This window comes from Halomonas kalidii, assembly GCF_030010475.1.
Lineage (GTDB): Bacteria > Pseudomonadota > Gammaproteobacteria > Pseudomonadales > Halomonadaceae > Halomonas > Halomonas heilongjiangensis.
On the sequence record NZ_JASCQN010000054.1, the window covers coordinates 90,865 to 116,161 of the forward strand.

The following is a 25,297-nucleotide window of genomic DNA, read 5'->3' on the forward strand; positions in this document are numbered from 1 at the left end:
AGTGCTTAGCGATAGTTGACGATCACCTGCAGCCCCTGCACCGCCACCGCCCGTCGCTGGCCCGGTGCCAGGGCGAAGCGGAAGTGCAGCGGCGTATCCGCCGGCAGCCCCGCCAGGGCACGGCTGCTGCCCTGCCCGGCCCCCAGCGTGACACACCCCCCGGCGTGGCAGAGCCGGGCCCCCACCGCCTCTCCGGGCGGCAGCCGGAACCGCCAGCCGACGCTGTCGATCGTCCCGTCCGCCGCCGCCTCCGGCGGCACCATCGGCCGGGAAGCCACCTCGCGCTCGGCCAGCGCCACCCGCACCCCCGGCACCGAGGCCACCCAGCTGCCGGCGGCCAGTACCGGCGCGGCCACCACGACCATGACCAGCCACAACGCGGCGGGCAGGCCCGCCTTCAGCCGAGTGCCACTCACGCCAGCACCACCAGCTCGATGCCCAGGTAGGCCATGGCGGCCTGCTGCAGGTTGTCGAGCAACCCTTGGCGGGAGATGCCGGGTGGGTGCATCGCCAGCAGGCGCCGCGGGCCGGGGCGCTCAGCGAGCCGCATCAGCACGCGCCAGGCGCGGCGGAAGGCCTCGGCATCGCCCTCCACCCACAGCGCCCAGCGCGACTGCTGCGACGCCAGCAGCGGCAGATGCGCGCTCGTCGCCTCGATCGGCACCACCTTCCAGGCAGACGGGTCGCCCACCCAGCGCCGCCCCTGGCCGGCCCAGTGGTCCAGCAGGGCGCCGACCCGCCGGGCCTGGCGAGGCGAGCCATCGGGTAGCCCCAGCACCATCAGGGTGACCGCCGCTGCCACGCACGAGACGGCCGGCGCCGACGGCCCGGCCACGGCCAGCTCCCGCAGCATCTCGGCCACATGCCGCGGACAGCCCTCCCCGCTCGGTGGTGCACCGGACGCCCACTGGCGCAGGCCGGCGGCTTGATCGGCCCCCATCAGCCGAGCCCCTCGCGGCCCGCCGCCCCCAACTGGCGAATGGCATCACGGGCCATGCCGAGGTAGAGCAGCGCCTCCAGCAGCGCCTCGGCGTTGCGCCGACGGCGCCCGCCGAGCAGCCCCAGCAGCCCGGCACGCAGGTCCATGGCCCACTGGGCCTCGCTGCGCTCCAGCTGGCCGGCCACCGTGGCCAGGCCGGCGGCGATCGACAGCCTCAGCTCGGGCGTCGCCGACGGCTGGGTCTCCTCGAGCCACCGAAGCGCGCGGCGGGTCAGCCGCGGCAGCGCCTCGGCGTCGAGCTGGCCGAGCAGCAGGGACACGGCGTCATCCCCCAGCCACTCCGGCGCCAGCCAGTAGCGCCGTCCCAGCCGGCGGCCGCTCTCGCGATCCTCCAGCTCACCGAACCAGGCGCACAGCGGGGACGGGCTCCTGTCGCCGTCGCGCAGCGACAGCCGCGCCAGGCGAACGCACACCTCGCGCCCCTTCGATCGGCGGATCGGCCCGCCCTGGGGGGTGGCCAGGGCCACCAGGTCCCGGAGCGAGCGACGCTCGCCCGCGTGGGCCACCCGCTGGGTGGCCCGGGCCTGCGCGACCCAGGCGCCGTCACGGGCCGCCAGCCATTCCCGCGCCTCGCCGTCGGGCAGCGTCGGCAGCAGGTGGACGGCGGCACCAAGCGTCCGCTCGGCCCAGTCGAACCGCGCCACCTGGCCGGCGGGCTGGCGATGCTGGAGCTGCGGCATGACCGCCCAGTCGCCCCGGTCGTCGAGCAGCACGTCGGGCGACGACCAGTCGTGGCCGCGCACCCGGGCGCGGGGCATCCAGAGCATGCCGGCGGCCTCGTCATGCGCCCGGTCGAGCAGGGCGTCGAGACGCTCGCCCTGCAGACTCGGCGGCAGTGTCGAGAGCGCCCAGGCGGCCTCCAGGGCGGTGAAGCCGGTGAGGCGGCGACGCAGCTCGTCGAGTATCACCGACACCCGCCGCCCCTCGCCGAGCAGCCCCCGAGCACCGCTCGACGCTACCAGCACCGGCGCCGGGGTAGCGCGGCGGGTCGCCAGCGCCTGGTGGACCAGGTCGGCGGCGTCGGCCACCATCAGGTCCTCGGGCACCCGCTGGCCATGGGCCACGAACAGCAGTCGCAGGCCGTGGCGCATCAGGGCATCAAGCAGCGGCCCCGTGCGCCCCGCCTCGTCGTGCTTGCTGATCACGCAGTCGTCCAGCGAGGCCCCCGACGCGTGGGCCGCCTGACGGTAGTTGGTGATCACCTCCTCCAGGGTCTCCGGCTGGCTGGCGGCGTTGAGCAACAGCGCCAGGCGCACCGGCACCGGGCCGCCCTGCAGTCGCGCCACCTGGGTGATGATGCCGCGGTCGCGCTGGCTCATGCCCACGGTATCGATGATCACGAAGCGCTTGTCGGCCAGCCTCGACAACAGTGCGTCCAGCGGCTGCTCGGCATCCAGGGCATACATGGGTATGTCCAGCAGCTCGGCATAGATGCGCAGCTGCTCGTGGGCGCCGATACGGAAGCCGTCGGTGGTGACCAGCGCCACCTGACCGGGGCCATGGCGCATCACGTAGCGGGCCGCCAGCTTGGCGGTGGTGGTGGTCTTGCCGACTCCGGTCGGCCCCACCAGGGCCAGGATGCCGCCCTGCTCGAGCAACGCCTGCTCGTCGTCGAGCACCGCCAGGCGGGCCGCCAACTGACGCACCAGCCAGGCCTGCCGGGACTCGTCGTCGGCCGCCTCGAGCTCCTCGGGCAGGCCGGCGAGCAGCTCCTCGGCGATCGCCTCGCCGAAGCCGGCCTCGGCCAGCCACCGGGCCAGTCGCTGGCGGCAGTCATCCGCTGGCGACGGCGCCGCCCGGGCCCGGGACAGCAGGGCCCGCATGTCCTGCATCTCCTTGAGCAGCTGGGCGCTCATGGCCTGGAAGGCATCGCCCTCGCCGGCCGGTACCGCCGGGGACGGGATCGGTCGCTCCGGGACGGGTGCCACCGCCGGCGCACGGCGAGGCGGGGCGGCCTGATCGGCCTGGGCGAGAATCTCGACCCCGGCCTCGGTGTGCCGGTTGGCCAGGATCAGGGCATCATCGCCCAGGGCGGCGCGCACCTGGCGCATCGCCTCGCGACCGTTGGCCCCGGTGAATCGCATCACACTCATCGGTTCGTTCTCCTGGCGTCCGTCATCGTCCGCCCACCAGTTGGGTGACCCGCAGGGTCCGATCGTCGGGAATCTCGGCCTGGGACATCACCACCAGGTGGCGCAGCCGTCGGCGCAGGAAGCGCGCCAGCACCGCGCGCAGGGTGTGCTGTACCACCAGCACCGGGGGCTCGCCGCTGGCCTCCTGGCGCGCCAGCGCCTGCTCGGCCTGGCTCATCAGGGTCTCGGCCAGGCCCGGCTCCAGGGCACCGCTGCCATTCATCGCCTGCATCAGCACCTGCTCGAGCTGGGCCTCCAACCCGATCACCTTCAGCTCGTCGTCGCCGGGGAACCACTGCTGGACGATGCTGCGGCCCAGGGCGATCCGCACCAGGGCGGTCAGCTCGCCGGCATCCTGCTGCTGGCCGGCGTGTTCGGCCAGGGTGTCGAGGATGGAGCGCAGGTCGCGGATCGAGACCTCCTCGTCGAGCAGGTTCTGCAGGATGCGCTGGAACACGGTGAGCGAGATCGCCTTGGGCACCACCTCCTCGACCAGCGACTTGTTCTCCTCGCCGAGCTTGTCGAGCAGTTTCTGCACCTCCACACGCCCCAGCATCTCGGCGGCATGCTGATGCAGCAGGTGGTTGAGGTGGGTGGCCACCACGGTGCTGGCGTCGACCACGGTGTAGCCGTAGACCTGGGCGTGTTCGCGCTGACCGGCGTCGATCCACACCGCCGGCAGGCCGAAGGCCGGATCCCGGGTCCGGGTGCCCTGGAGCTCGCCCGACACCTGGCCCGGATCGATCGCCAGCCACTTGCCGGGGTGGGCCTCGGCACGGCCGATCTCGGCGCCCTTGAGGGTGATCACATAGCTGTTGGGGCCGAGCTCCAGGTTGTCGCGGATATGCACCACCGGCGGCAGGAAGCCCACCTCCTGGGCGAACTTCTTGCGCACGCTCTTGATGCGGCCGAGCAGCTCGCCCTCCTGACGCTGGTCGACCAGCGGGATCAGCCGGTGCCCCACCTCGAGGCCCAGGGTATCGACCAGTTGGACGTCGTCCCAGCTCGCCTCGGGGGCCTCCGGCGCCGGCAAGGGGTCGGCGGAGAGCTCCTCCTGGACCTGGCGCTGCTCCTTCTGGCGGATCAGCCACCAGGCCAGGCCGCCGAGCAGCACGGTGAAGATCAGGAACACGACGTTGGGCATACCCGGCACCAGCCCCAGCAACCCCATGACCGCCGCCGCCAGGATCATCACCTGGGGGTTGACGAACAGCTGGCTGATCATCTGCTGGCCGACGTCCTGGTCGGTGTTGACCCGGGAGACGGTGACGCCGGCGGCGGTGGAGATCACCAGCGCCGGGATCTGCGCCACCAGGCCGTCGCCGATGGTCATCAGGGTGTAGGTGCGCGCGGCGCTGCCGAAATCCATGTCGTGCTGCAGCATGCCGATCAGCAGCCCGCCGATGATGTTGACCACCATGATGACGAGGCCGGCCATGGCGTCGCCGCGCACGAACTTGCTGGCACCGTCCATGGAGCCGTAGAAGTCGGCCTCCTGGGCGACCTCGGCGCGGCGCTGCCGGGCGTCGTCCTCGCCGATCAGCCCGGCGTTGAGGTCGGCGTCGATGGCCATCTGCTTGCCGGGCATGGCGTCGAGCATGAAGCGCGCGCCCACCTCGGCGATGCGCCCCGCGCCCTTGGTGATGACCATGAAGTTGATGACGATCAGGATCAGGAACACCACCAGGCCCACGGCGAAGTTGCCACCCACCAGGAACTGGCCGAAGGCCTCGATCACCCTGCCGGCGGCATCGCCGCCCTGGTGGCCTTCCATCAGGATGACCCGGGTCGAGGCCACGTTGAGCGACAGCCGCAGCAGCGTGGTGAACAGCAGCACCGCCGGGAAGGCGGCGAAATCCAGCGGCTTCTGGGTGAACATGCTGACCAGCAGCACCATCACCGCCAGCGCGATGTTGAAGGTGAAGAACAGATCCAGTGCGAAGGGCGGCAGCGGCAGGATCAGCATCGACATGACCAGCAGGATCAGCAGCGGCCCGGCCAGCAGCTTCATGCGCACGTCGCCCATCCAGTCGCGGCGCCCCAGGTAGTCGCTCCAGGCCTTCATGTCTCAGCCTCGCCGTGGCGGCCCGGAACCTCCAGGGATTCCGGGACCGGCAGGTCCTCGGGTGTCGGTGGCACCTCGCCCCCCTCCTGTGATACCCGCCGCAGCCGGAAGGCCCAGGCCAGGACCTCCGCCACGGCGGTATAGAGTGCTTCGGGAACCTCGGCATCGAGGTCCACATGGTGATAGAGCGCGCGGGCCAGCGGCGGTGCCTCGAGCCGCGGCACCGCGTGCGCCTCGCCCAGTTCGCGGATCCGCGCGGCGACCTGGTCGGCGCCCTTGGCCACCACCCGGGGGGCGGCCATGCCGGTCTCCTCGTACTTCAGCGCCACGGCGTAGTGGGTCGGGTTGGTGATGATCACGTCCGCCTCGGGCACCTGGCTCATCATCCGCCCCCGGGCAATGGCCTGCTGCTGCTGGCGAATCCGCGCCTTCACGTGGGGGTCGCCCTCCGACTCCTTGTGCTCGCGCTTGACCTCCTCCTTGCTCATGCGCAGCTTCCTGGCATGGCTCCAGAGCTGGTAGGGCACGTCGATCAGGATCACCACCAGCAGGGTCAGCACCATCAGCCCGCAGGCCAGGGCCGCCAGCTCCAGGGCACTGGCCAGGGCCTGCTGGATCGGCTGGTCCATCAGGCTCATGAAGGTGCCGCGGTTGCTCCACAGGAAGGCCATCGCGATGCCACCCACCAGCAGCGACTTGGCGATCGCCTTGGCCAGCTCCACCAGCGCCTGGACACCGAAGATGCGCTTGAGCCCCTTCAGCGGGTTGAGCTTGGAGAGCTGCGGCTTCATTGACTTGGCCGAGATCAGCCAACCGCCGAGCAGCGCCGGTGCCGCCAGTGCCACCACGGTCAGCAGCAGGAACAGCGGCAGCATCGCCAGCAGGGTGCGCTCCCCGAGGTCCAGGGCGTGGCTGAGCATCGGCGTGGTTTCCAGCGCATGGCGCCGCTCGAACAGGAAGGCCTGTTCCATCACCAGGCCCAACTGGTCGTAGAGCATCGCGCCCATGGCCCACAGCCCCCCCACGCCGCCGAGCAGCAGCATGAAGGTGGTCAACTCGCGGGAACGGGCGACCTGGCCCTCCTCGCGGGCCTTCTCCAGGCGTCGCGGCGTGGCCTCTTCGGTCTTTTCCTGATCGCTGCTCTCGTCGGCCATGGCCACTCATCGGGACAGTCGTGCGGACCCTGGCCATTGTGGGGAGGAAGGGGAAGGGGCGATACGCCAAAAAGCGCCGATAATCGTGTCCTGTTCACGACTATCGACGGCAGGGGAGGGGTCGGTCAGAAACCCAACTGGTCGAGCAGGTCGTCAACCTGATCCTGGCTGCTCACCACGTCGGCGGCCTCCGGCTTGACCTGGGGGCCATTGAGCAGGCCCTCCTCGCGCTGGCGGGCGCCGGTCTGACGCTGGCCGTCGGCCCGGCGCTGCATGTCGTCGCGCTTCTCGCCCTCGGGCACGCTGTCGATCAGCACCTGCACCAGCTGGCTCTCGATCTCGTGGATCACGTCCATCATCTTCTTGATTACCTGGCCGGTCAGGTCCTGGAAGTCCTGGGCCATCATGATCTCCAGCAGCTCCTTGCTGGTCGCCTGGGTCGTCTCGGGCACCTCGGCCAGGTACGAGCGGGTCGCCGTGACCAGCTCCCGGGCCTCGTCCAGTTCCTTGGGCTCGGCGAACCACTCGGCCCAGCGCCGGTCCAGAGCCTCGGCCCGCTCGCTGAGACGGTCCTGCAGCGGCTGGGCCCGGTCGATGGCATTGAGTGCCCGCTCGGCGGCCTGCTCGGTCATCGCGCCCACGTAGTTGAGTCGGTCCCGGGCATCGGGAATGGCCTCGGCGGCCCGCTCGATCTCCTTGTCGAGCCCCAGCTCGCGCATGCTCTCGCGGAGCATGCGGGTCAGGTGCCCGATGCGCTGCACCAGGTCGTCGCTGGCCGCCGCCTTGGCGATCTCGGGCTGCTCGTTCGTGCTCATGGTTCGGTCTCCTCGCCCCGGGTCGCCCCGGCGGCCTCACATGCCCAGTTTTTCGAAGATCTTGTTGAGTTTCTCTTCCAGGGTGGCGGCGGTGAAGGGCTTGACCACATAGCCGCTGGCACCGGCCTGGGCCGCGGCGATGATGTTCTCCTTCTTGGCCTCGGCGGTCACCATCAGCACCGGCAGGTGCTTGAGGCCGTCATCGGCGCGGATCTGCTTGAGCATCTCCAGGCCATCGAGGTTGGGCATGTTCCAGTCGGAGACCACGAACTCGAAGCCGCCGGCCTTGAGCTTGGCCAGGGCGTCCTGGCCGTCTTCGGCCTCCTCCACGTTGGTGAAGCCGAGCTCCTTGAGCAGGCTGCGCACGATGCGGCGCATGGTCGGGAAGTCGTCCACCACCAGGATGCTCATGTTCTTGTCTGCCATCGGGATTCCTCTATCGGTTCACGGCATTCGGGACGACCGGCGGCCGGGCCGCCGGTCGGGTTCGGTAGCTATCGCGTCAGAACTCTTCCCACTCGTCCTCGGTGACCGCCTCGCGGCGTGCCGGACGAGGGGCCGGCGCCTGCCGGCCGGCAGGCGGCTGGCTGGCCTGCGGCAGCGTGGCGGGGGAGCGGTCGGCCTGCGGCAGCGAGGGCTGGCTCGCCATTCCGGCCAGGCGGAACACCGCCACGGCCTGCTCCAGGCGGCTCGCCTGCTCCTCCAGCGAGGCCGCGGCGGCGGACGCCTGCTGCACCAGCGCCGCGTTCTGCTGGGTCACCTGGTCCATCTGCCCCACCGCCTGGCTGACCTGCTCGATGCCGTCGCTCTGCTCCTGGGAGGCGGCGGATATCTCGTCCATGATGTCGGTGACCCGGCGTACCGCGGTGACCACCTCGTCCATGGTCGCGCCGGCCTGCTCGACCAGCGTCGAGCCCTCCTGCACCTGGGCCACCGAGCCCTCGATCAGCCCCTTGATCTCCCTGGCGGCATCGGCGCTGCGGCTGGCCAGGTTGCGCACCTCACCGGCCACCACCGCGAAGCCGCGGCCCTGCTCGCCGGCCCGGGCCGCTTCCACGGAGGCGTTCAACGCCAGGATATTGGTCTGGAAGGCGATCGAGTCGATCACCCCGGTGATGTCGGCGATCTTCTGCGAGCTGGTAGAGATGCCGTGCATGGTCTTGACCACGCGCTCCACCACTTCGCCGCCGCGCTCGGCGGTGGAGGAGGCGTCCAGCGCCAGGCCGCTGGCCTGGCGGGCGTTGTCGGCATTCTGCTTCACGGTCGCGGTGAGCTGCTCCATGCTCGCCGCGGTCTCCTCGAGGGAGGCGGCCTGCTGCTCGGTGCGCGAGGAGAGGTCGGCGTTGCCGCTGGCGATCTCGCGACTGCCGACATGGATCGAACCGCTGCTGCCGCGCACGTCGCTGACGATCCGCGTCAGGCTCTGCTGCATGTCGCGCATGGCGGCGAACAGCTTGCTGATCTCGTTGCGGCCCAGGACCTTGACCTCGCAGGAGAGATCCGCCTTGGCGATGGCCTCCAGGGCCACCACCGCCTCGTCGAGCGGACGAATGACGATGGTGCGCAGCCCCAGGTAGATCAACGCCACCAGCAGGCCGATCAGCACCAGCACCCCCAGCCCGATCCATTCGAAGCGTTGGGCCTGGTCGTGGAAATCGGCCACCATGGCCTCGGAGTTCTCGACCCCGTGCCTGACGAAGGCCGTCATGCTCTCCGCCAGTGCCGCCGAGGGCGCCGCGAGCGCCTCGCGCAGCCGGTTGAATCCGGGGGTGTCGAGCTGGTCGAGCATCTCGTGCTGCTGGTGGACCAGGGAGAGCACCGCATCGAAGTCGTCGCCGAGGGGCTCGGCCAGGGCCTGGCCCTGCTCGGACTTGGGCACGCCGGCAAAGCTCGCGAAGTGCTGCTCGGCACGCTCGATCTGATCCGCCGCCGCCGCGATCCCCTCGTTGGCCTCGCCCATGCGGCCGATCATGATCAGGTTGGAGGCGACCTCGAGACTGACCCGAGCCTCGTTGAGCAGGGCGTCGGCGCGGTTGATCTCGGTGAGCTGGCCGACGCTGACCTGGTTGAGGGAGGTCAGCGCGCGGTCGCCGTTACGCTCCGCCACCACCCCCAGGGTAGCGATCACCGCGATGAACGCCACGAAGCAGGTCAGGACGACGACCATCGCCGCATGGATGCTGATAGTGCGCAGTAATCGTGTCATGCCGGCGCTTCCTTCATTATGGAAATCATGAGTGTCATCGGTTCTGCTCGGCTCCCTGCCCCTTCGGATCGTCCCTGTGACGGCTGCGGCCCCGCCACTCGCTCGGCGGCCTCACACCCGCTGGGCACGGCCGGAGGCCGCCACCAGCGCCATCAGCCGCGGCGCGATGTCGTCGAGCGCCACCACCTCGCCGGCCCCGCCCAGGGCGATGGCCTCCCGCGGCATGCCGAAGACCACGCAACTGGCCTCGTCCTGGGCGAGGGTCGGAGCGCCGGCCTGGCGCATCTCGACCAGCCCCGCCGCCCCATCCTTGCCCATGCCGGTGAGCAGCACGCCGATGGCGTTGCGCCCGGCCTGGGTCGCCGCCGAGTGGAAGAGCACGTCGACCGAGGGGCGGTGCCGGTTGACCGGCGGCCCGTCGTCCAGCCGAGCCACGTAGTTGGCACCGCTGCGCGCCAGCTTCAGGTGGGCATCCCCCGGGGCGATGTAGGCGTGGCCCGGAAGCACCCGCTCGCCGTCCTCGGCCTCCTTGACGCTGATCTGGCACAGCCGGTCGAGCCGCTCGGCGAAGGAGCGGGTGAAGCCCCCCGGCATGTGCTGGGTGATCAGGAGCGCCGGACTGTTGGCCGGCAGCGGCTCCAGCACCCGACGAATCGCCTCGGTACCGCCGGTGGAGGCGCCGATGATGACCAGCTTCTCGCTGGAGACCAGCGGCGCCTCGAGCCGCACCGGTGGCGGGGCATCGCAGCGGGTCGCCTGGCGCGGCCGTGAGCGCGAGGCGGCGCGGATCTTCTCGGCGATCTCCTCGGCGTACTCCAGCATGCCGTGGCGGATGCCCAGCGAGGGCTTGGCGACGAAGTCCAGGGCACCCAGCTCCAGGGCCCGCAGGGTCACCTCGGAGCCGGCCTGGGTCAGCGAGGAGACCATCAGTACCGGCATCGGGCGCAGCCGCATCAGGCGCTCGAGGAAGTCGAGGCCGTCCATCCGCGGCATCTCCACGTCCAGGGTCAGCACATCGGGATCGTGCCGCTTGATCAGGTCCCTGGCGGCGATCGGGTCCGGTGCCACGGCCACCACTTCCATGTCGGGCTGGCTGTTGATGATCTCGCTGAGCAGATCGCGAATCAGTGCCGAGTCATCGACGCAGAGCACCCTTATCCTGGCTGCACTCAAGGCAGGCCTCCTCTCCCTTCGGCGCGACGGCGCTGGACGGCACCGCCTCGAGTTCTGGATTCTGTTACGTGTATCGGCGGGTCGCCGCGGGACTTTAGGCGGCCCGTGCCCGGTCGTTCACGTCCTTGAGGCCAGCGTGTAGACCGTCTGCCCACGGAGACGGAACGCCCTGGTGATATAGGAGAAGTTCTCGGAATGACCGGCGAACAGCAGGCCATCGGGCTTGAGCAGCGGGGCGAAGCGCTCGAGGATCCGTGCCTGGGTCTCCTTGTCGAAGTAGATCATCACGTTGCGGCAGAAGATCGCATCGAAGGGCCCCTTGAGGGCCCAGCCCGGGGCGAGCAGGTTGAGCGACTCGAACTCCACCATCGCCCGGATGTCGGGCCGTACCCGGGCCAGCCCCGCCTGCCGCCCCGTGCCCTTCTGGAAGAAGCGCTTGACCCTCGCCTCCTCCAGCTTGTGCACCTGCTCGAGGGGATAGACGCCGGCCCGCGCCCGGGCCAGGGCGTCGGTGTCGATGTCGGTACCGATCACCCGGGCCGGCTGGGCCCGCGGGCCCAGGGTCTCGGCCAGGGTCATGGCGATGGAGTAGGGCTCCTCACCGGTGGATGCCGCCGCGCTCCAGATCCGCACCGGTCCCGTCCGGCCGCGCAGGTGCTCGGCCAGTAGCGGGAAGTGGTGCGCCTCGCGGAAGAAGGCCGTGAGGTTGGTGGTCAGGGCGTTGGTGAAGGCCTCCCACTCGCGGGCCTCGGGCTGGCGCTCGAGCCGCGCCAGATAGTCGCCGAAGCGGGTCAGACCGTGATGGCGCAGGCGCTTGGCGAGCCGGCTGTAGACCATCTCGCGCTTGTGCTCGGCGAGCACGATGCCGGCGCGCCGGTAGATCAGCTCGCGAATCCGTGCGAAGTCGGCATCGGTCAGTTCCAGGTCCCGCTCCAGGCCGCTGGCGGACGCCCAGCCGCCGGTGATGCAGACCAGTGGTTCCCGTGGTTCGATCAAAACTCCTCCCACTCCTCGACGTCGGTGGCCTGGCGGCGCACCGGCTGCCGCGTGCCGGCCTGGGCGGAGGCCGGCAAGGCCCGCGTCGACCGCTCAGCACCCTCGCCTCCCTCTCCGGCGGCTTGGGCGCGTCGCTCCTCGAGGCTCGGCGCCGTCTCCATGCCGGCCCCGCGCAGGCGGAAGGCCGCGACGGCGATCGACAGCCGTTGCGCCTGGTGCTCGAGCTCGGCCGAGGCCCGGGCGCTGGCCTGGACCCGCGCGGCGTTCTGCTGGGTGACCTGGTCCATCTCGGCGATGGCCTGGTTGATCTGGCCGATGCCGCCGCTCTGCTCCTCGGAGGCCGCGGTGATTTCGCCCATGATGTCGTTGACGCGGGTGGTCGCCGACACCACCTCCGCGATGGCGCCCTCCGCCCGATTCACCACCTCGGCGCCGGTGCCGATCTCCCGGGAGGAGCCGTCGATGAGCGTGCGGATCTCCTTGGCGGCGGAGGCCGAGCGTCCGGCCAGGTTGCGCACCTCGCCGGCCACCACGGCGAAGCCGCGGCCCTGCTCGCCGGCCCGGGCCGCCTCGACGGAGGCATTCAGCGCCAGGATATTGGTCTGGAAGGCGATCGAGTCGATGACGTCGATGATCTCCGCCATCTTGCGCGAGCTCTCGGTGATGCGCCCCATGGTCGCCACCACCTCGTGCATCAGCTCGCCGGTCTCGCGGACCCGGCCGGCGTTCTCGGTGGCCAGGCCGCTGGCCTGGCGGGCGTTGTCAGTGTTCTGCTGCACCGTGGTGGTCATCTCCTCCATGCTCGAGGCGGTCTGCTGCAGCGACGCCGCCTGCTGCTCGGTGCGCGAGGAGAGGTCGTCGTTGCCCGCCGCGATGTCGCGGGCCGCCGGGGTCACCACCGCGATGCCGCCGTGGACGTCGCCGACGATGCTGCCCAGGCTCTTGCGCATGGTATCCAGGCCACCCAGCAGTTCACCGACCTCGTCGCGACGACGAGCCGGCACCCGAGCCGCCAGGTTGCCGGCGGCGATCTGCAGGGTGAAGGCCAGGGCGTCGCGCAGCGGCCTGATCACCGCCCTGAGGGTCATGACGCCCAGCAGCACCAGCAGCAGCAGGCCGACGGCCAGTACCCCGGCCTGGGCCAGCAGCATCTGCCGCTGAGCGGCCTCGGCGGCGGCGGCCATCGCCTCGGCGGCCTGGCGCTCACGCTCGATGAGCTCGTTGACCGACCCCACCAGCTCGCCCGACGACTCCAGCAGCGGCGCCAGCCGATTGTTGAGCGCCATCAGCGCATCGAAGGGCTCGCCGGTGAGCGAGGCGGCCATCGGCAGCAGGCCGTCCTGCATGAAGGCATCCAGTGCCTCGCCGAAGGCGCGGGTCTCGGGTGCATGGTTGACCTCGCGGGCCATGAAGTCGGCCCAGATCGCCTCGAGCCGCTCGACGGCCAGCTGCAGGTCGGCGGCGCGCTCCTCGCGCACGTTCATCACCGACATGCGGTCCTGGCCCGAGAGGCTCTGGGGCGCCTCGGCCACCAGCTGACCGATCTGCTGGAGCCGCACCACATCCTCGAGGCCGTCACGGTTGAGTTCCGCCAGGCGCTCGCCGGAGGCCTGGAGGCCGAACAGCCCCATGCCGCCGCTGGCCAGCAGCAGCAGCGCCGCCACGCCAACCATCAAGGTGATTCGCGCACGCATGGAGCCGAGGTTGAGACGCGCCAGGGCGCCGCGCAGGCCGCGGCGGCGCAGGCGGCCACGGTCGAGGCGCAGGTGCTTGCCCTTGCCGGCCCGCATCTGCGCGTAGGCGACCTCGGCCCGCTCGATTGCCTCGCGGGTCGCCTTGATCCGCACCGAGGCGTAGCCCGCCACCCGGTCATCCTCGACGATGGGGGTGACGTTGGCGTCGACCCAGTAGTGGTCGCCGTCCTTGCGCCGGTTCTTGACCAGTCCGCGCCAGCTCTCGCCGGCGGCGAGGGTCTCCCAGAGGTCGGCGAAGGCCTCCGGCGGCATGTCCGGGTGGCGTACCAGGTTGTGCGGCGCCCCGATCAACTCGTCGTGGCGGAAGCCGCTGACCTCGGCGAAGGCCGGGTTGGCATAGGTGATCCGCCCCTTGAGGTCGGTGCGGGAGATCAGGAAGTGATCGTCCTCGAGCTGATACTCCTGCCGGGTGACAGGCTGGTTGTTACGCATCGTCGTTTCCCCTGGTGGCGACTGTCGGCACCGCGCTTGTCGATGGGTTGTCGTTAGGATGACCGTGGCCGAGGCGCCCGGCGGACTCCTGGCATGCCCCGTCCTGCCGTGACGGCATCAGCGCCGGCATCCAGCGGGCCAGGTCGCCGGTCTTGTCGCTACCGCCCCCAGCCAGGCGGAAGCCGGCCACGGCGCCCTTGAGTCGCTCCGCCTCGGCCTCCACCTGGTGGGCCGCGGCGGCGGCCTGCTGCACCAGCTCGGCGTTCTGCTGGGTCACCCGGTCCATCTGCGTCACGGCCAGGTTGACCTGGTCGATGCCGCTGCTCTGCTCCTGGGAGGCGGAGGCGATCTCGTCCATGATGTCGCTGACCTTCTGCACCGCGGCGACGATCTCGCCCATGGTCTGGCCGGCCCTGTCGGCCCGCGCGGTACCGGCGTCGACCCGGGCGGCCGAGGCCTCGATCAAGCCACGGATCTCCCGGGCGGCATCGGCCGAGCGCCCGGCCAGGTTGCGCACCTCGCCGGCCACCACGGCGAAGCCGCGCCCCTGCTCGCCGGCACGCGCCGCCTCGACCGAGGCGTTGAGCGCCAGGATATTGGTCTGGAAGGCGATCGAGTCGATCACCTTGATGATCTCGGTGATCTGCTGCGAGCTCTGGCTGATCTCGTGCATGGTGGCGACCACCTCACCCACCACCTCACCGCCCGCCCCAGCGGTACGCGAGGCCTCCCCGGCCAGTTGGCTGGCGTGGCGAGCGTTGTCGGCGTTCTGCTTCACCGTCGAGGAAAACTCTTCCATGCTCGAGGCGGCCTCCTCAAGGGAGGCGGCCTGCTGCTCGGTGCGTGCGGAGAGGTCGTTGTTGCCGTTGGCGATGTGCTGCGAGCCGCGGTAGATGGTGTCGCTGCTGCCGCGCACCGTGCCCACGGTCTGCGACAGGCTCTGCTGCATCTTCTCCACCGAGGCGTAGAGCCGGCCGATCTCGTTGTCGCCGAGATGCTCGATCGGCACCGAGAGGTCGCCGCCGGCCATGGTGTCGAAGTGCGATACCACCCGCGAGAGTGGCCGAATCACGTTGGCGGTGACGCCCCAGACCACGGCCACCGTGGTCAACACCGCGAGCAGCAGCACGGCGACGATGGCCAGCCGCAGGGTCGCTACCGCCTCGGCGAAGGCGCGTTGACCCAGCACACCGGCCTCGCCGGCATGGGGGGCCATCTCGGCGACCGCCTGGCGGCCCTGCTCCAGCACGTAGAGACCCAGGCTGCTGAGCACCAGGATCAGGACGAAGAAGGTGCCCAGCACCAGGAACCAGCTGAGCCGCACCGTCATGTTGTCGAGGACCCGCTTCACCCATCGTTTCACGCTGCCTACCTTTCATGTCTGCCGCGGCCGGATGCCGGCCGCCCTGCGGGTTTCGGGAGGGGCCGGCTCTGCGGCCGGCTCGCCTCCCCCGACGCCAGGGAGCGTCATGCCGGGGCGCCCTCAGGCCTCGGCCAGTGCCTTGCTCGCCGCCGACGCACGGGGCGTCTCGGGGGCCGCCAGGGCGGGGCGCCGGGCCTCACCCGAGCCTGCTGTCGCCCGCTGGCCGGCAGCGACTCGGAAGCGCGCCACGTGCTCGCGCAGGCGCTGCCCCTGGTCGGCCAGGCGCTGCGAGGCGACGGTGTGCTCCTCGACCAGGCCGGCGTTCTGCTGGGTCATGCGATCCATCTGGGAGACCGCCTCGTTGACCTGCTCGATACCGTGGCTCTGCTCCCGGGAGGCGGCGGAGATCTCGTCGACCAGGGTGCTGAGCTGGGTGATCTCCCGGGCGATGCCGGCGATGATCTTGCCGGTCGCCTCCACCTGACGGGTGCCCTCGGCGACCTGGCCGTCCGAGGTCTCGATCAACCCCTTGATCTCCTGGGCGGCCTCGGCACTGCGGCTGGCCAGCTTGCGCACCTCCTCGGCGACCACGGCGAAGCCGCGGCCATGCTCGCCGGCCCTGGCGGCCTCGACGGACGCATTCAGCGCCAGGATGTTGGTCTGGAAGGCGATGGCGTCGATGGTCTCGACGATGGTGGTCATCTGGCCGGCGCTCGCGTTGATTGCCGACATGGAGTCGATCACGCTGGTCATGGCCTGGCGGCCCCGCTCGGCATTCTGCGCCGTGCTGCCGGCCAGTTCACGGGCCTGCTCGCCGTGCTCGGCGTTCTGCTTCACGGTGGCGGTCAGCTGCTCCATGCTCGAGGCGGTCTCGGCCAGCGACGCCGCCTGCTGCTCGGTGCGGGTGGCCAGCTCGTCGTTGCCCGCGCCGAGCTCGGCCACGGCGTGGTTGAGCTCGTCGGCGCCGTGGTGGATCTCGCCGATGGTCGAGGCCAGCGAGGTGCGCATGCGGTCGATGTCGTAGAGCAGGCTCTGCCGGTCGCCCGCGGCGAGGCGAACGTCACGGGTCAGGTCGCCATCGGCGATATGGCTCACCACCTCCGCGGCATAGCGCGGGTCGCCGCCGAGACGCCGGGAGATGTCGCGGATCGTCAGGCCCATCAACCCCGTCAGCGGCAGACCCACCGCCAGCAGCGCGAGCAGGTTGCCGACCAGCGAGGCGAGGAAGGCGGCGTCGATGTCGTCGATGTAGACCCCGGTACCCACGACCCAGCCCCAGGGGGCGTAGTAGGCGTGGAACGAGGACTTCTCCGCCAGGCCGCCCTGCTCCTCGTGGGCCCAGAGATAGTCGACGAAGCCGTCGTCGTGGTGCACGGACTCGACGAACTCCCGGAACAGGTAGCGTCCCTCCTCGTTCTGGAAGTCACCGACGGAGGTGCCCACGGGCAGGCGCGGGTGGGCCAGCAGCTCGTAGTCCTCGTTGAAGACATAGATATAGCCGCGGCCCTGGTCATAGGTCATGTCGCGCACCATGGCCGCCGCCAGGGCCCTGGCCTCGGCCTCCTCGAGTTCGCCGTCGGCGACCCGCTCGGCCTGGCCGGCGATGGCGTTCATCGCCATGTCGATGGTGTCCCCGAGCGCTGCCTTGCGCTCGCTGAGCATGGTCTGGCGGTTTTCCCAGGCGCCCCAGCCGACCAGCAGCAGCATGGCCAGCCAGATGATGCCCAACAGTCCCCACAATCTTTTCGTCGTCGACAGTCCCCGCATGGCGTCCTCGGTCGTCCTCATCTGGTGGTGTGGTGGTCTCGGTGCATCCTGCCCCGCACCGGCACTCGTGGCTGGATATCGGCCCGTGTCGCCGGCGCTTGAGGCCGAAAGGAGGCGCCGTTCACTCGCTGACGCGCTCGACCAGCGCCATCTCGTCGCTGGTCAGCAGCTTGTCGATGTCCACCAGCACCAGCATGCGGTCATCGAGGCTGCCCAGGCCGCTGAGGAAGTCCGACGACAGGGTCACGCCGAACTCCGGTGCCGGCTTGATCTGGTCGGGCGACAGGGTCATCACGTCGGAGACGCCGTCGACCACGATGCCGACGATCCGGTCCTCGACGTTGACCACGATCACCACCGTCTGGCCGCCGTACTCGACCCTGTCGAGGTGGAACTTGATGCGCAGGTCGACGATCGGCACGATCACCCCGCGCAGGTTGGTGACGCCCTTGATGAAGTCGGGGGCGTTGGCGATCCGCGTGACGTTCTCGTAACCGCGGATCTCCTGCACCTTGAGGATATCGACGGCGTACTCCTCCTCGCCCAGCGAGAACACCAGGAACTCCCGGTGGTGGGCTTCGGCCGCCGTCAGGGCCGCGTCGGTCGTCTGGTTCATGATGAGGTCTCCAGCGGGTTGTCGGATAAGGCTTCGAGAGAGTGGGCGGCACGCACGGGCCGGCGCGCCTCCTTCTTGCTACGGCTGAGGCGATGCAGGCCGGTGATATCCAGGATCAGGGCCACGCTGCCGTCCCCGAGGATGGTCGCCGCCGACACCCCCGGCACCTTGCGATAGTTGGTTTCCAGGTTCTTCACCACCACCTGCTGCTGGCCGACCAGGTCGTCCACCAGCAGGGCATAGCGGCGTCCCTCGCCCTGCACGATCACCGCGATGGTCTCGGTGAGCTCGGTCCTGGCGTCGGGCACGTCCAGGGCCTCGTGTACCGCCACCACCGGCAGGTACTCGTCGCGGACCTTGAGCACCACGTCGTCGCCGGCCATGGCATAGAGATCCTCCCGGGCCGGCTGCAACGACTCGAGCACCGCCGACAGCGGCAGGATGAACATCTCGCCGCCCACCTTGATCGACATGCCGTCGAGGATCGCCAGGGTCAGCGGCAGCACGATGCGGATCGTCGTCCCCTCGCCCGGCGTCGACATGATCTGCACATGCCCGCCCATGCCCTGGATGTTGCGCTTGACCACGTCCATGCCGACGCCACGGCCGGAGACGTCGGTGACCTCCCTGGCGGTGGAGAAGCCGGGGGCGAAGATCAGCTGCCACACCTCGTCGTCGCTCATGGCGTCCGAGACGTTCAGGCCGTTCTCGCGGGCCTTGGCCAGCAGCCTGTCGCGATCGAGGCCGGCACCGTCGTCGATCACCTCGATGAGGATGTTGCCGCCCTGGTGCTTGGCCGACAGGACCAGCTTGCCGGTGCGCGGCTTGCCCGCCGCCTCGCGCGCCTCGGGCGGTTCGATGCCATGGTCGAGGCTGTTGCGCACCAGGTGGGTGAGGGGGTCGATGATGCGTTCGGTGAGGCTCTTGTCGAGCTCGGTGGACTCGCCCTCGGTGACCAGTTCGATCTGCTTGCCGAGCTTGCCCGAGGTCTCGCGCACCACGCGCGGAAAGCGACTGAACACGAAATCCATGGGGATCATGCGGATCGACATCACCGCTTCCTGCAGGTCCCGGGCGTTGCGCTGCAGCAGGTTCATGCCGTTGACCAGCGAGCCGTTGGGCACGCCGTCGAGTTCGCTGACGGTCTGGTCGAGCATCGACTGGGTGATGATCAACTCGCCCACCAGGTTGATGATCTGGTCCACCTTGTCCACCGCGACACGGATCGAGGTCGACTCCCCGGCCCCCTTGGCCGCGGGCCTGGGCTTGGCCGGTGGCGTCGCCTTCGCGGCCACCACCGGCTCGGCAGCGGCCGGCGCAACGGGCGGCTCGGCAGGGGCATCGGCGGTGGCGGCCGGCGCGCGTACCTCGATCTGCTCGGGCTCGATGATGAAGCACATCACCGCCTCGATGTCGTCGGCGCTGGCCGTGGTCTCGAGTGTCACTTCGTAGCGGGCCTGGTCGCCGGACTGACCGCGCACCTCGCCGAGCTGGGCGAGCTCTTCCACCAGCAGCCGGCGGTTCTCGTCGCTCACCCCCAGCAGGGCCACCACCAGCTGGCCGGCGTCACCGCCGGGCGGTGTCTGATCGGCGGGTGGCGTCTCCGGGGCCGGCTCGGGCGCCGGCGTCGCGACGGCCGCTGCCGCGGCAGGGCCGCCACCGTCGAGGTCCTGGCCGATCTCCTCCAGCGCCAGCTGCTGCAGGGTCGTGCAGATGCGCTCGAAGGCCTCCTGATCCGGCTCGTTGCCGTTGCGATAGGCATCCAGCTGATCGTGAAGCATGTCCTTGGTTTCCAGAAAGGTGTCGACGATGTCGCGGCGCAGGGCGAGCTCACCGCGCCGGGCATGGTCGAGCAGGTTCTCGAACAGGTGGGTCGTCTTCTGCAGCACGTCGAAACCGAAGGTCCCGGCACCGCCCTTGATCGAATGCGCGGCCCGGAAGATCGCATTGAGCTGTTCGGCATCCGGCTCCTCGACATCCAGCTCGAGGAGATAGCGCTCCATGTCGGCGAGCAGCTCCTCGGCTTCCTCGAAGAAGGTGTCGTAGAAATCGGTGATATCCATCCGCGTCTTCCACCCTGGAGTAGTGTTGACGGGCCTCAGGGCCCCTGATCGCCACCGAGGGCCTGGCGCAGGCTGTCGGTGAACCGCTCCACCGGCGCCGGGTCGACGGGGCCGGTATCTCGCTGCCTCAGCAGTGACGGCATGCCGGGACCGTCCAGCAGGCTGGGCGAACGGATCCGCTCGCTCACCTGTGGGAAGAGCACCAGCAGCTCGATGCGCCGATTCATCGGGTCGGCCGGAGCGGTGTCCGGCATCGGCACCCGGTCGGCGAGGCCCGACACCCGCAGCAGCTTGTCCGGCTCCAGCCCCCCGCTCACCAGCTCGCGGCGCGAGGCGTTGGCCCGACCGCTGGCGAGCTCCCAGTTGCTGTAGCCCCGGTAACCGTTGAGATAGGCCAGGCTGTCGGTGTGGCCGCTGAGGCTCAGGTCGTTGGGCAGCTCGTTGAGCAGCGGGGCGATGAGGCGCAGCAGGTCGCGCATGTAGGGCGCCACCCGGTCGCTGCCGAGATCGAACATCGGGCGCTGCTCGGTATCCAGCAGTTGGATCCGCAACCCCTCCTGGGTCAGGTCGAAGCGCAGCTGCTGCCTCAGCTGGCGCAGCTCGGGGTCGGCCTCGATCACCGCCTCGATGCGCCGCTGCAGGTCCCTGAAGAAGCGCCGCTGCTCGTCGCTGGGGCGGGTCTGGGTGCGCATGTCGATGCGTGCCCGCTCGCCGTCGGTGTGCGCCGGATCCGGCCCGCCGCCGGGAATCGGGCTGGTGCTGCCGGTGGCCTGCTGGCCGCCGGTGGTGATCGCCCCCACCAGCGGGGTGCTGAAATAGTCGGCGACCCCCTCGCGCTGCTCCGGGCTTGCCGCGGAGAGGATCCACATCACCAGGAACAGCGCCATCAACGCCGTCATGAAGTCGGCCAGGGCGATCTTCCAGCTGCCGCCATGGTGACGGTGGATCACCTTCTTGCGGCGGATGATGATCGGCCGCCGTTCCCCCGCCGCACTCATGCGCTACCCGCACCCGACCTGGCGTTGCGCACGTACTCCTCGAGTTCGCTGAAGCCGGGACGCTCGGCGGTATGCAGGGCCTTGCGACCGAACTCCACCGCCAGTTGCGGGGCATAGCCGTGCAGGCTGGCCAGCAGGGTCACGCGGATGCACTGCAGCATCTTCTCCGCCTCCTTGGCCTGGCGCTCGATGCGACTCGCCACCGGATTGATGAAGCCGTAGCCCAGGAGGATGCCCAGGAAGGTGCCGACCAGGGCGTGGGCGATCATCTCGCCCATCTCGTCGGGAGCGGCATCGGCGGTACTGAGTGCCTTCACCACCCCCATCACCGCCGCCACGATGCCGAAGGCGGGCATGGCGTCGCCGACCTTGGCGATGGCATCGGCGGGGATGTGCGCCTCCTGCTCGAAGGCCTCGATCTCGTGGAGCATCAGCTCGTCGATCTCCATGGGGTCCATGCTGCCGCTGACCATCAGGCGCAGGTAGTCGGTGAGGAAGTTCATGATCATGGGATCGGCGAGCACCTGGGGATGCTCGTTGAACAGCGCGCTCTCCTGGGGGGTGTCGATGTCGCGCTCGATCCCCATCATCCCCTCGCGGCGCACCTTCGAGAGCAGCTTGAACTGCAGCGCCATCAGCTCCATGTAGAGCGCCTTGTCGTACTTCCTGGAGCGGCGCAGCCGCGGGAGGATACGGAAGGAGGCCTTGATCGCCTTGCCGTTGTTGGCGGCGATGAAGGCGCCGACGCCGGCCCCGCCGATCATCAGGAACTCGGTGGGCTGGTAGAGAGGGCCCAGGTTGCCGCCGGCCAGCACGAAGCCACCGAACACGCAGAGGATGACGACGATATATCCAAGGGGTATCAGCACTGCCGGTGTCCTCTTCTCACAACGTTGCATGTCCCGCGGCCGGCACTGGGCCATCGAGTCCCCGCCACACCAGGCACGCCCATGGCGGCGGGAGCGTCATCTCCGTTATCGGCAGGGACGAACCGGACTTGAGGCGGGCGGCGGGAAAAAATCGGGGGCCAGACGGCAAGACGCCCCGATGCGGGGCGTCTGGGGGTATCAAGGGGATTCAGGCCCGGTGGCGAATGGCCGGGTCCAGCCCATTGCCGCTGGCCACGGCCGGGACCGGGGCCTTCTGCCGCTTGCGGGTCTTGCCGGCCCGTGAGGGAGGCTGACAGATGCCGCATACATAGTCGTGGGAGGGGCTGTGGGCATGGGCGACGAAGTGGCCGCCACAGCGCGTACACCCGGAGAGCTGCAACAGGTCGCTCTCGAAGAAGCGCACCAGGGTCCAGGCCCGGGTCAGCCCCAGCACCATCTCGAGGCCATCGATCTGGACCTGCTCCCGATAGAGCCGGAAGGCCCGCACGAAGGCCTCCATACGTTCACAGCCATGATCCTCCCGCAGCCGCAGGTAGATGTTGTAGAACAGCGAGGAGTGGACGTTGGGCAGCCAGGTGATGAACCAGTCGGTGGAGAACGGCAACATGCCCTTGGGCGGCGACATGCCGCGGACCTCCTTGTAGAGCCTGATCAACCGGGCACGGCTGATGTCGGTCTCGGTTTCCAGCACCTGCAGCCGGGCGCCGAGCTCGATCAGCTCGATGGCCAGCTGGACCTGCTCCATTTCGGTGACCAGACTCTTCTGCGACATGATTCAGGCCCCCACCGCCAGCTCGTCCGGGCGGGTGGCCATCAGCAGGGCGGCGTGAAAGCGGGACAGGCCCTGCTCGCGCTGGTTATGGGTCACCTGGCGCAGCCGCTCGGCACTCACGTGGCCGAAGTGGCACAGCAGCTGGTTCGTCCGCGCCAGCTTCGCCAGCTGCCGGGCATTCAGCGACAGCAGTAGATCCGCCATCTCGTCGTCGATCTTCAGGCGGAACATCGCCGAGGTACGATCGCCGTGCAGCATGCGCTGTGCGAGAAGGAGGTAGGCGAGGTTGAGTTCCTCGATCTCGTCCAGAAGACTGGTATCGTTCATGGTTCCCTGCGCCTAGGTATGGGGTCGTGAAAAATCGACACACGACGTCATTGTTATTCCCGCCCGACCATGCTCTTGCGACATGGTCGTCGTCGCGGACGTCAGTTCCGTTGACAGATTGTGTACATTTATTTCCGACTTGCAATCCTACGAAACTCCGCCTCCGAAGGTCGTCAAGAGACGATCGGCAACAGGGCCCCAAAAAAAGATGAGAAAAAACATGCTCCTGACGTAAGGGGAAAGGCTTAGTGTCTATAATACGACAAAGGTTACTTTGGTTTTTTACAAATCACTAACATTTTTTTACAAACACAAACAGCTATCTGGCCCCACCATTCGCTTCGTCGGCGATCTCGCGCACCCAGACCAGCAACTCGGCGATGACCCGGTAGAGACTCGGCGGGATCCGTTCGTCGAGATCCAGATGCATCAACAGCGCCACCAGCTCCGGCGCGTCGTGCACGTGGATGCCCTGGCGCTTCGCCTCGGCCATGATCCGTTCGGCAAGCTCGCCATAGCCCTTGGCCACCACCCGCGGTGCATCGTCGCCGTCGCGATAGGCCAGCGCCACGGCACGCTTGCGCTGCTCCGACGGCTTGTCGCTCATGACACCTCCTCGGGGCCGGCCGGCCCGACCCGCACCCGGACATCCACCAGGCCGCAGGCCTCGAGGCGCGCCGTCAGCCGGCCGCCCCCCCGCTCCAGCGCTCGCAACACGCCGGGCTCGCGGGCCGCGAGATCGAGATCCAGCCGTTCGCCACGCAGCCAGAGGTCGACCCCCACCTCACCCAGGCCGGCCACCTGCAGCGTCATCCCGGTGCGCCAGCCCCGGGACTCCCGCTCCTGGCGGCCAGCCTCATCGTCCGGCGCCTCCCCCTCCCCCTGGCCAGCGGGCAGATGCAGAACCAGCGCCATGAAGATGCCGGTCCAGACGTCACCTTCCCAGCGCAGCACCGGCATGGACAGCATCTCCAACTGATGGCGCACGATACCCTGCAGGCTCTCGTGCAACGGCTCCCGTGCCACGCGCACCGGCCGATCCGCCTCCTCGGCCGGCACCGGCTGACCCGCCGCCGGCAGGCCGGGGTCACGCCCCTCGACGCCACCGGCGGCCGTTGCCGTGACGGTCGTCCCGCCCGTCGGCGGCGCCGGGGAAGCCGCCCCTCCCGCCGCCACAGGCCCCGAGGAAACCGGCATCGCGGTGCCGCGCTCGGCACCGGGCAGCGCGTCGCCGCCCCTCCCCCGGCTTGCCCCGCTCGGCGGCGCATGCGCCTGCAGCGGAGCCAGCACCTCGCGGACCGCGGCCGGCGAGGCGGGCGTGAAGCTCCGGGTGCGCCACATCTGCGGCTCGTGCAGCAGCTGCTCGCGGGGCAGCTCGCCGCGGAACCAGCGCGTCAGGTGGGATTCGTAGAACAGGCCGCTGTCGCGCACGCTGCCCTGCAGGCGCTCCGCGAGCTGGGCCGGCGAGGCGGGATCGTCGGGTGCGATCAGTGGCAGCGGGGGGCGCATCACCGAGGGCGGGGCGGGGAAGCGGATCAGCAGATCGGCGATGGAGCGCGCCGAGGGGGTGAAGTGGGTCTGGGTGGAGGGGGGCGGGGGCTCGCCGGTCGACCGGGGGGCGACCGGCGCACCTGCCGGCTGACGCGCGGTCCGGACAATCTCGGGCGTGATCGACTCACGGGCCCGGGCATCCAGCCGCGAGTCGCTGTGCAGGGCGCGGGGTGCCTCGGCGGGCGACACCGGCCTGACCGGCTCGTTGAGTTCCCTTGGCGGTGGCGTATCGACCCGCTTGCCCAGCACCTGGTGCAGCAGGGTGTCGATGAGGAGGTTGATACCGCTCACGACGGCTTCTTGGTGAAGCGCCACTCGGCATCGATCGTCTCCGACGCGGCCTGCTGCGGGCCATAGGTGCGTGACAGCGCCAACTGCTGCCGCGAGCTGCCGATCAGGCGGTCGAGCTCGTCACGACGCTCGATGAGCCGCTGGCGGATCTCGAGGTCCTGCTCGAGGATGCGCTCGAGCAGCTCGGCCTTGCGCTCGACCCGCTCGTCATCGAGAGGCAGCTCGGCATCCAGGCGGCCGAGGTGCTCGACCTGCACCACGTACTCGGTCTCCTGGTCGACCAGCGCCTCCCAGTCCGCGTCACGGGCCGAGTCGAGCATCCGCGATGAGCGCGAGAGCAGTGCCTCATAGGCGGCGATCAGGGCCTGCTGGGCTTCGGGGGGGATCTGGTGTCTCATCATCGTTCCTGTGCGGGGGAGCCGCCGATCTCGCGCCAGGCGGAGGCCACGTCGTCGAGTAGCTTCTCGGCCTGGGTCAGGCTCGCCTCGTCGTCATGGAGGTTGGCCGCCAGCAGCAACCGCGCAATATAGTCGTAGAGCGATGCCAGGCGCTCGGCGATCTCGCCACCGCGCTCGGCGTCCAGCGCCGCCAGCAGGCCGTTGTTGACGATGTCCATGGCCCGTGAGATCGCCTTGCCCTTCTCCGCGACGTTACCGGCCTGCATGTGGATGCGCGCGGCACGGATCGAGGCCTGGGCCCCGTCGAAGAGCATCACGATCAACTGGTGGGGGCTGGCGGACATCACCCCGCTCTCGACACCGACCCGGGCATAGGCACCGGCTCCGCGGCCGTAGGCCGCCGCTCCGCGCATGACGTTCATGGGCTTGTCACTCCTCTCGTATTACTCGGGCCGGGCTCATGCGGGCGGCACCGGCCGGACCCGATCATTGCTTGCGCCCGAGCTGGGCAGTCATCATGTCGAACTGCTGGGT

At 69.6% G+C, this 25,297-nt stretch carries 23 protein-coding genes; all 23 read right to left on the reverse strand.

Annotated features, from left to right (window positions below):
- Window positions 1-5: 5 nt before the first annotated feature.
- The 23 genes from QLQ85_RS20955 to fliS all read right to left on the reverse strand — a co-directional run bounded on the left by QLQ85_RS20955 (window position 6) and on the right by fliS (window position 25,185).
- Window positions 6-416: a flagellar protein FlhE gene (locus QLQ85_RS20955; RefSeq protein WP_282740779.1), complete on the reverse strand. Its 411-nt coding sequence runs from the start codon at window positions 414-416 to the stop codon at window positions 6-8.
- On the reverse strand, window positions 413-940 hold the full coding sequence (locus tag QLQ85_RS20960; protein WP_282740780.1) for a hypothetical protein: 528 nt from the start codon (window positions 938-940) through the stop codon (window positions 413-415). The genes QLQ85_RS20955 and QLQ85_RS20960 overlap by 4 nt, the downstream gene beginning before the upstream one ends.
- On the reverse strand, window positions 940-3,093 hold the full coding sequence (flhF, locus tag QLQ85_RS20965) for a flagellar biosynthesis protein FlhF (protein ID WP_282740781.1): 2,154 nt from the start codon (window positions 3,091-3,093) through the stop codon (window positions 940-942). Before flhF ends, QLQ85_RS20960 begins: the two co-directional genes overlap by 1 nt.
- A gap of 22 nt (window positions 3,094-3,115) precedes the next feature.
- Complete coding sequence (gene flhA / locus QLQ85_RS20970) at window positions 3,116-5,197, reverse strand: flagellar biosynthesis protein FlhA (RefSeq protein WP_282740782.1); 2,082 nt, start codon at window positions 5,195-5,197, stop codon at window positions 3,116-3,118.
- A complete protein-coding gene (flhB, locus tag QLQ85_RS20975; protein WP_282740783.1) occupies window positions 5,194-6,351 on the reverse strand; it encodes a flagellar biosynthesis protein FlhB in 1,158 nt (385 codons plus the stop codon). Before flhB ends, flhA begins: the two co-directional genes overlap by 4 nt.
- 125 nt (window positions 6,352-6,476) lie before the next feature.
- Complete coding sequence (gene cheZ / locus QLQ85_RS20980; protein WP_282740784.1) at window positions 6,477-7,166, reverse strand: protein phosphatase CheZ; 690 nt, start codon at window positions 7,164-7,166, stop codon at window positions 6,477-6,479.
- A gap of 36 nt (window positions 7,167-7,202) precedes the next feature.
- Window positions 7,203-7,592 (reverse strand): chemotaxis response regulator CheY, encoded by a 390-nt coding sequence (cheY, locus tag QLQ85_RS20985; RefSeq protein WP_282722637.1) that lies wholly within the window; start codon window positions 7,590-7,592, stop codon window positions 7,203-7,205.
- A gap of 76 nt (window positions 7,593-7,668) precedes the next feature.
- Window positions 7,669-9,372, reverse strand: coding sequence for a methyl-accepting chemotaxis protein (locus tag QLQ85_RS20990; RefSeq protein ID WP_282740785.1), 1,704 nt, complete (start codon window positions 9,370-9,372; stop codon window positions 7,669-7,671).
- 111 nt (window positions 9,373-9,483) lie between these two features.
- The gene (locus QLQ85_RS20995; protein ID WP_282740786.1) at window positions 9,484-10,545 is read right to left on the reverse strand and encodes a protein-glutamate methylesterase/protein-glutamine glutaminase; all 1,062 of its coding nucleotides are present in this window, start codon (window positions 10,543-10,545) and stop codon (window positions 9,484-9,486) included.
- Between the two features lie 117 nt (window positions 10,546-10,662).
- Window positions 10,663-11,541 (reverse strand): CheR family methyltransferase, encoded by an 879-nt coding sequence (locus QLQ85_RS21000; protein ID WP_282740787.1) that lies wholly within the window; start codon window positions 11,539-11,541, stop codon window positions 10,663-10,665.
- The gene (locus QLQ85_RS21005; RefSeq protein WP_282740788.1) at window positions 11,538-13,727 is read right to left on the reverse strand and encodes a methyl-accepting chemotaxis protein; all 2,190 of its coding nucleotides are present in this window, start codon (window positions 13,725-13,727) and stop codon (window positions 11,538-11,540) included. The genes QLQ85_RS21000 and QLQ85_RS21005 overlap by 4 nt, the downstream gene beginning before the upstream one ends.
- Window positions 13,720-15,090 (reverse strand): methyl-accepting chemotaxis protein, encoded by a 1,371-nt coding sequence (locus QLQ85_RS21010; RefSeq protein WP_407650429.1) that lies wholly within the window; start codon window positions 15,088-15,090, stop codon window positions 13,720-13,722. The genes QLQ85_RS21005 and QLQ85_RS21010 overlap by 8 nt, the downstream gene beginning before the upstream one ends.
- 120 nt (window positions 15,091-15,210) lie before the next feature.
- A complete protein-coding gene (locus tag QLQ85_RS21015) occupies window positions 15,211-16,830 on the reverse strand; it encodes a methyl-accepting chemotaxis protein (protein WP_282740789.1) in 1,620 nt (539 codons plus the stop codon).
- 148 nt (window positions 16,831-16,978) lie between these two features.
- A complete protein-coding gene (locus QLQ85_RS21020) occupies window positions 16,979-17,473 on the reverse strand; it encodes a chemotaxis protein CheW (RefSeq protein ID WP_282722632.1) in 495 nt (164 codons plus the stop codon).
- The gene (cheA, locus tag QLQ85_RS21025) at window positions 17,470-19,536 is read right to left on the reverse strand and encodes a chemotaxis protein CheA (RefSeq protein WP_282740790.1); all 2,067 of its coding nucleotides are present in this window, start codon (window positions 19,534-19,536) and stop codon (window positions 17,470-17,472) included. The genes QLQ85_RS21020 and cheA overlap by 4 nt, the downstream gene beginning before the upstream one ends.
- Window positions 19,537-19,571: 35 nt before the next feature.
- A complete protein-coding gene (motB, locus tag QLQ85_RS21030; RefSeq protein WP_282740791.1) occupies window positions 19,572-20,534 on the reverse strand; it encodes a flagellar motor protein MotB in 963 nt (320 codons plus the stop codon).
- Window positions 20,531-21,403 carry a flagellar motor stator protein MotA gene (motA, locus tag QLQ85_RS21035; RefSeq protein ID WP_282740792.1) on the reverse strand — a complete coding sequence of 291 codons (873 nt, stop codon included), beginning with the start codon at window positions 21,401-21,403 and terminating at the stop codon, window positions 20,531-20,533. Before motA ends, motB begins: the two co-directional genes overlap by 4 nt.
- A gap of 208 nt (window positions 21,404-21,611) precedes the next feature.
- A complete protein-coding gene (gene flhC / locus QLQ85_RS21040) occupies window positions 21,612-22,196 on the reverse strand; it encodes a flagellar transcriptional regulator FlhC (RefSeq protein ID WP_282740793.1) in 585 nt (194 codons plus the stop codon).
- A 3-nt stretch (window positions 22,197-22,199) separates the two neighbouring features.
- A complete protein-coding gene (flhD, locus tag QLQ85_RS21045; protein ID WP_282740794.1) occupies window positions 22,200-22,523 on the reverse strand; it encodes a flagellar transcriptional regulator FlhD in 324 nt (107 codons plus the stop codon).
- A gap of 319 nt (window positions 22,524-22,842) precedes the next feature.
- Complete coding sequence (locus QLQ85_RS21050) at window positions 22,843-23,130, reverse strand: EscU/YscU/HrcU family type III secretion system export apparatus switch protein (RefSeq protein WP_282740795.1); 288 nt, start codon at window positions 23,128-23,130, stop codon at window positions 22,843-22,845.
- Entirely contained in the window at window positions 23,127-24,365 is a 1,239-nt protein-coding gene (fliK, locus tag QLQ85_RS21055; RefSeq protein ID WP_282740796.1) for a flagellar hook-length control protein FliK, read from the reverse strand. The genes QLQ85_RS21050 and fliK overlap by 4 nt, the downstream gene beginning before the upstream one ends.
- Entirely contained in the window at window positions 24,362-24,763 is a 402-nt protein-coding gene (locus tag QLQ85_RS21060) for a flagellar protein FliT (protein ID WP_282740797.1), read from the reverse strand. The genes fliK and QLQ85_RS21060 overlap by 4 nt, the downstream gene beginning before the upstream one ends.
- Window positions 24,763-25,185: a flagellar export chaperone FliS gene (gene fliS / locus QLQ85_RS21065; protein WP_282740798.1), complete on the reverse strand. Its 423-nt coding sequence runs from the start codon at window positions 25,183-25,185 to the stop codon at window positions 24,763-24,765. The genes QLQ85_RS21060 and fliS overlap by 1 nt, the downstream gene beginning before the upstream one ends.
- Between the last annotated feature and the right edge of the window lie 112 nt (window positions 25,186-25,297).

Bases quoted from the DNA above. Each gene is read 5' to 3' on its own strand.
- QLQ85_RS20960 (WP_282740780.1), bottom strand. From the start codon at position 940: ATGGGGGCCGATCAAGCCGCCGGCCTGCGCCAGTGGGCGTCCGGTGCA.
- flhF (WP_282740781.1), bottom strand. From the start codon at position 3,093: ATGAGTGTGATGCGATTCACCGGGGCCAACGGTCGCGAGGCGATGCGC.
- flhA (WP_282740782.1), bottom strand. From the start codon at position 5,197: ATGAAGGCCTGGAGCGACTACCTGGGGCGCCGCGACTGGATGGGCGAC.
- flhB (WP_282740783.1), bottom strand. From the start codon at position 6,351: ATGGCCGACGAGAGCAGCGATCAGGAAAAGACCGAAGAGGCCACGCCG.
- cheZ (WP_282740784.1), bottom strand. From the start codon at position 7,166: ATGAGCACGAACGAGCAGCCCGAGATCGCCAAGGCGGCGGCCAGCGAC.
- cheY (WP_282722637.1), bottom strand. From the start codon at position 7,592: ATGGCAGACAAGAACATGAGCATCCTGGTGGTGGACGACTTCCCGACC.
- QLQ85_RS20990 (WP_282740785.1), bottom strand. From the start codon at position 9,372: ATGACACGATTACTGCGCACTATCAGCATCCATGCGGCGATGGTCGTC.
- QLQ85_RS21005 (WP_282740788.1), bottom strand. From the start codon at position 13,727: ATGCGTAACAACCAGCCTGTCACCCGGCAGGAGTATCAGCTCGAGGAC.
- QLQ85_RS21020 (WP_282722632.1), bottom strand. From the start codon at position 17,473: ATGAACCAGACGACCGACGCGGCCCTGACGGCGGCCGAAGCCCACCAC.
- cheA (WP_282740790.1), bottom strand. From the start codon at position 19,536: ATGGATATCACCGATTTCTACGACACCTTCTTCGAGGAAGCCGAGGAG.
- motB (WP_282740791.1), bottom strand. From the start codon at position 20,534: ATGAGTGCGGCGGGGGAACGGCGGCCGATCATCATCCGCCGCAAGAAG.
- flhC (WP_282740793.1), bottom strand. From the start codon at position 22,196: ATGTCGCAGAAGAGTCTGGTCACCGAAATGGAGCAGGTCCAGCTGGCC.
- flhD (WP_282740794.1), bottom strand. From the start codon at position 22,523: ATGAACGATACCAGTCTTCTGGACGAGATCGAGGAACTCAACCTCGCC.
- QLQ85_RS21050 (WP_282740795.1), bottom strand. From the start codon at position 23,130: ATGAGCGACAAGCCGTCGGAGCAGCGCAAGCGTGCCGTGGCGCTGGCC.
- QLQ85_RS21060 (WP_282740797.1), bottom strand. From the start codon at position 24,763: ATGAGACACCAGATCCCCCCCGAAGCCCAGCAGGCCCTGATCGCCGCC.
- fliS (WP_282740798.1), bottom strand. From the start codon at position 25,185: ATGAACGTCATGCGCGGAGCGGCGGCCTACGGCCGCGGAGCCGGTGCC.